Source organism: Mesorhizobium sp. M2A.F.Ca.ET.037.01.1.1, from assembly GCF_003998075.1.
GTDB lineage: Bacteria > Pseudomonadota > Alphaproteobacteria > Rhizobiales > Rhizobiaceae > Mesorhizobium.
The window spans coordinates 1-4,155 of sequence record NZ_RZSA01000607.1 but is presented as its reverse complement, the minus strand read 5'-3'; the positions used below and the strand labels follow the sequence as shown (position 1 = coordinate 4,155).

Here is a 4,155-nt window from a genome sequence, read left to right as displayed (position 1 = left end):
CGGGATGGGTTGAGGGCTGGGCACAGCTATGATGATTGACGGGAGGGCGAATGAGTGCGGACGCCGCCGCCACGCCTTCGTCATCCTAGGGCGGAGCGACGCGAAGCGGAGCGCAGACCCTAGGATCCATGCCGTGACGTCGGCCGAAGGGTCCAAACGGTGCAGAATGGTCGCTAACCGCCGCAGAACGCAGGGAGTCTTATTCTGGACCGATGCGGAGCGTCGAAGTAACGGCATGGATCCTAGGGTCTGCGCTGCGTCGCTTCGCTCCTTGCTCCGCCCTAGGATGACGAAGAGCGGGTGCGCCACGGCACCCCAGTTCAAGCTGCCCTGCCTTCGCTTCGCTCAGGCCACCCTCTCCCCGCAGGGGAGAGGAGAAGGGCGGCGCTAGATGGATAGCTTCCGCTCGAAAATCATCCCCGTCACCACCATCCTCGCCGGCGTGGTGGTGCTCTGGTACGTCTTTGCCGTCATCCTCAACGCGCCGTTCCAGCGCGATCTCGATCAACGAGGCAATGAGACGCCCGGCACGGTCGAGTTCATCGGCAAAACGCTGTCGCAGCCGAAGCCGACGCTGCCGGCGCCGCACCAGGTGGCGGTGAATTTCTTTGAGAACACTTTTCTGCGGTCCGTCACCTCGAACCGCAGCCTCGTCTACAACGCCTGGGTGACATTGTCCTCGACGCTGCTCGGCTTCGCCTTCGGCACCGCGCTCGGCATCCTCATTGCCGTGGGCATCGTGCATGTGGCGACATTCGACCGCAGCCTGATGCCGTGGATCATCGCCTCGCAGACCATTCCGATCCTGGCGGTGGCGCCGATGATCATCGTGGTGCTGGCGGCGATCGGCATCACCGGACTGATCCCCAAGGCGCTGATCTCGACCTATCTGTCGTTCTTTCCGGTCGCGGTCGGCATGGTGAAAGGCCTGCGCTCGCCCGAGCTCATGCATCTCGATTTGATGCATACGTACAATGCCAGTGCGTCGCAGACCTTCTGGAAACTGCGCGTGCCGGCCTCGGTGCCGTTCCTGTTCACCTCGATGAAGGTGGCGGTGGCGGCGAGCCTGGTCGGCGCCATCGTCGGCGAGTTGCCGACGGGCGCCGTCGCCGGCATCGGCGCCAAGCTGCTCGCGGGCGCCTATTACAGCCAGACCATCGATATCTGGTCGGCCCTGGTCGCAGGCTCCATCGTCGCGGCGCTGCTGGTGATGGTGGTCGGCATTGCCGGGCGCCTCGTCGACCGCGCCATGGGCGGGAGGCCGGCATGACTTGGCTGAAGCCATCCTGGCAATCAGTGCTGGCAATCCTGCTTTGCCTCACCGCCTTTGCGCTTGGCGCGATGACGAAGCCGGAGGCAGCCGCGCTGGCGGATCCGACCGCAACCGTTGCCTATCCCTATATGGGCGCAAAGGGGTTGATCATCGGGCTGCTGCTCCTTGCGGCGCTTGTCTCGATGGTCAAGCTCACCCCGATCTTTGAGGCGATCGTGTTGTTCGTCGGCGCCCATGCCGCAGCCTGGCTGCTGATCAAGGGCATAGCCGGTTTCGAGGGCACGGCGCTGGCGCCGTATTTCCTGCTGCTTGCCGCCGCCTGGCTGCTCGCCTGGCGTTGCGTTGCGCTGTTGTCTTCGTTGCGTCCCAACCAAAGCGTCGCGAGGAACGCCTTGCGCCTGATCATCCCGGCGATCTTCGGCGCGTGGATCCTGATTATCTGGGAAGCGGTGACGCGCGGCGCAGGCATCCCCTTCATCCTGTTGCCGCCGCCAAGCGCCATCGGCGCACGCATCGCCAACTCGCTGCCGATCCTGGGCTCGGATGTGCGGCAGACGATCTTCAAGGCGGTGCTGATCGGTTATGTCGTTGGCAACCTCGCCGGCTTCGCCATCGCGATCCTCGCCGACCGCGTGCCGTTCCTAAGGCGCGGGCTGCTGCCGATCGGCAATATGGTCTCGGCGCTGCCGATCATCGGCGTGGCGCCGATCATGGTCATGTGGTTCGGCTTCGACTGGCCGTCTAAGGCCGCGGTCGTGATCATCATGACCTTCTTCCCGATGCTGGTGAACACGGTCGCGGGGCTGGCCGCTTCCGGGCATATGGAGCGCGACCTGATGCGCACTTATGCTTCCGGCTATTGGCCGACGCTGGTCAAGCTCAGGCTGCCGGCGGCAATGCCTTTCATCTTCAATGCGCTGAAGATCAACTCGACTCTGGCCCTGATCGGCGCCATCGTCGCGGAGTTCTTCGGCACGCCAGTGGTCGGCATGGGATTCCGCATCTCGACGGAAGTCGGGCGGATGAACATCGACATGGTGTGGGCCGAAATCGCAGTTGCAGCACTGGCGGGTTCGGTCTTTTATGGCGTGGTCGCTCTCATCGAGAGAGCCGTCACGTTTTGGCATCCCTCTGTCCGAGGTGGATAGGGGCGGTGGGTTTGGGCACTAACTTCAGAGGGTAAAAACATGAAAAGACTGCTGATTTCCGCTTTGGCCGGCGCCATGTCGCTGGCCGCCTTCCAGGCGATGGCCGCCGACAAGGTTACACTGCAATTGAAATGGGTCACGCAGGCCCAGTTCGCCGGCTATTATGTCGCCAAGGCCAAGGGCTTCTATGACGCCGAAGGCCTCGACGTCGACATCAAGCCGGGCGGCCCGGATATCGCGCCCGAGCAGGTGATCGCCGGCGGCGGCGCTGATGTCATCGTCGACTGGATGGGCGGCGCGCTCGCCGCCCGCGACAAGGGCGTGGGGCTCGTCAACATCGCCCAGCCCTTCAAGAAGGCCGGCATGGAACTGGTCTGCCCCAAGGCCGGACCGATCAAGACGGAAGCCGACTTCAAGGGCCACACCCTCGGCGTCTGGTTCTTCGGCAACGAATATCCCTTCTACGCCTGGATGAACAAGATCGGTCTCAAGACAGATGGCGGCCCGGACGGCGTCACCGTGCTCAAGCAGAGCTTTGACGTGCAGCCGCTGATCCAGAAGCAGGCCGACTGCATCTCGGTCATGACCTACAACGAATACGGCCAGGTGCTGGATGCCGGCTACAAGCCGGAAGACCTGATCGTCTTCAACTACTCGGCCATGGGCAACGACCTGTTGGAAGACGGGCTCTACACGCTCGAGGACAAGCTCAAGGATCCGGCCTTCGAGGACAAGATGGTGCGCTTCGTGCGCGCCTCGATGAAGGGTTGGAAATACGCCACCGAGAACACCGACGAGGCGGCGGAAATCGTCGTCGACGCCGGCGGCCAGGACGAGAACCACCAGAAGTTCATGATGAAGGAAGTGGCCAAGTTGGTCGACAACGCCGACGGCAAGCTGATCCCGGCCGCTTACGAGCGCACCGCCAAGGCGCTGCTCGACCAGAAGATCATCAGCAAGGAGGCAAGCGGCGCTTACACGACCGCGATCACCGATAAGGCGATCAAGTAAGCTCCGCGCTCAACGCGGAAGGTGGAAAGGGGCGGGCGACCGCCCCTTTTTCGTGTTGCGGTAAAATAATCGTGTGCCGGGATACATCCGGCGACCCAACCGTTGATTGGCGCATCCGCACGTCGGGGAGCCGTGGAGGATGCTGCAATCAACGGAGGTTCTTCATGCGCATCCTATCCGTGCCGATGCTTTCGGCCTTGGCCGTCTCGACCGCCTTCCTTCTCGCATCGCCGGCCATGGCCGAGACGATGAAGTTCAAGGCGACGCTCGATGGCGGCCAGCAGAGCCCGCCAGTCACCACCAAGGGCAAGGGGACCGCCACACTGACCTTTGACACGACAAGCAAGAAGCTCAGCTGGAACGTCAAATATTCCGGCCTCAGCGGGCCTGCCGTGGCTGCCCACATCCACGGTCCGGCGGACATGGGCGCGAACGCGGACCCGGTCATCCCGTTCAAGAAGCTGAAGAGCCCAATCAAGGGATCGGCGACGCTGACGGACGCACAGGCGGCCGATCTCGAGGCCGGCAAATATTATGTCAACGTCCACACCGCCAAGAACAAGGACGGCGAGATCCGCGGCCAGATCGAGAAGGCGATGTAGCACGGCGAATTGCATTGGCCTTTGAAGGCTGGCGGGACAGCGCCCCCCTCTGTCCTGCCGGCCATCTCCCCCACAAGGGGGGAGATCAGATGTCACGCCGGCTTTCGCCAATCACCAGCGT

At 63.1% G+C, this 4,155-nt stretch carries 4 protein-coding genes; all 4 read left to right on the top strand.

The window, feature by feature from the left end; genetic code table 11:
* Positions 1 to 391 precede the first annotated feature (391 nt).
* Positions 392 to 1,270: an ABC transporter permease gene (locus EOA27_RS25270; RefSeq protein WP_127250673.1), complete on the top strand. Its 879-nt coding sequence runs from the start codon at positions 392 to 394 to the stop codon at positions 1,268 to 1,270.
* On the top strand, positions 1,267 to 2,421 hold the full coding sequence (locus EOA27_RS25265) for an ABC transporter permease (RefSeq protein WP_126081959.1): 1,155 nt from the start codon (positions 1,267 to 1,269) through the stop codon (positions 2,419 to 2,421). Before EOA27_RS25270 ends, EOA27_RS25265 begins: the two co-directional genes overlap by 4 nt.
* A 39-nt stretch (positions 2,422 to 2,460) precedes the next feature.
* The gene (locus tag EOA27_RS25260) at positions 2,461 to 3,432 is read left to right on the top strand and encodes an ABC transporter substrate-binding protein (protein WP_042637338.1); all 972 of its coding nucleotides are present in this window, start codon (positions 2,461 to 2,463) and stop codon (positions 3,430 to 3,432) included.
* 164 nt (positions 3,433 to 3,596) lie between these two features.
* Positions 3,597 to 4,034, top strand: a complete 438-nt coding sequence (locus EOA27_RS25255) for a CHRD domain-containing protein (RefSeq protein WP_126081961.1) — start codon at positions 3,597 to 3,599, stop codon at positions 4,032 to 4,034.
* Positions 4,035 to 4,155: the final 121 nt, after the last annotated feature.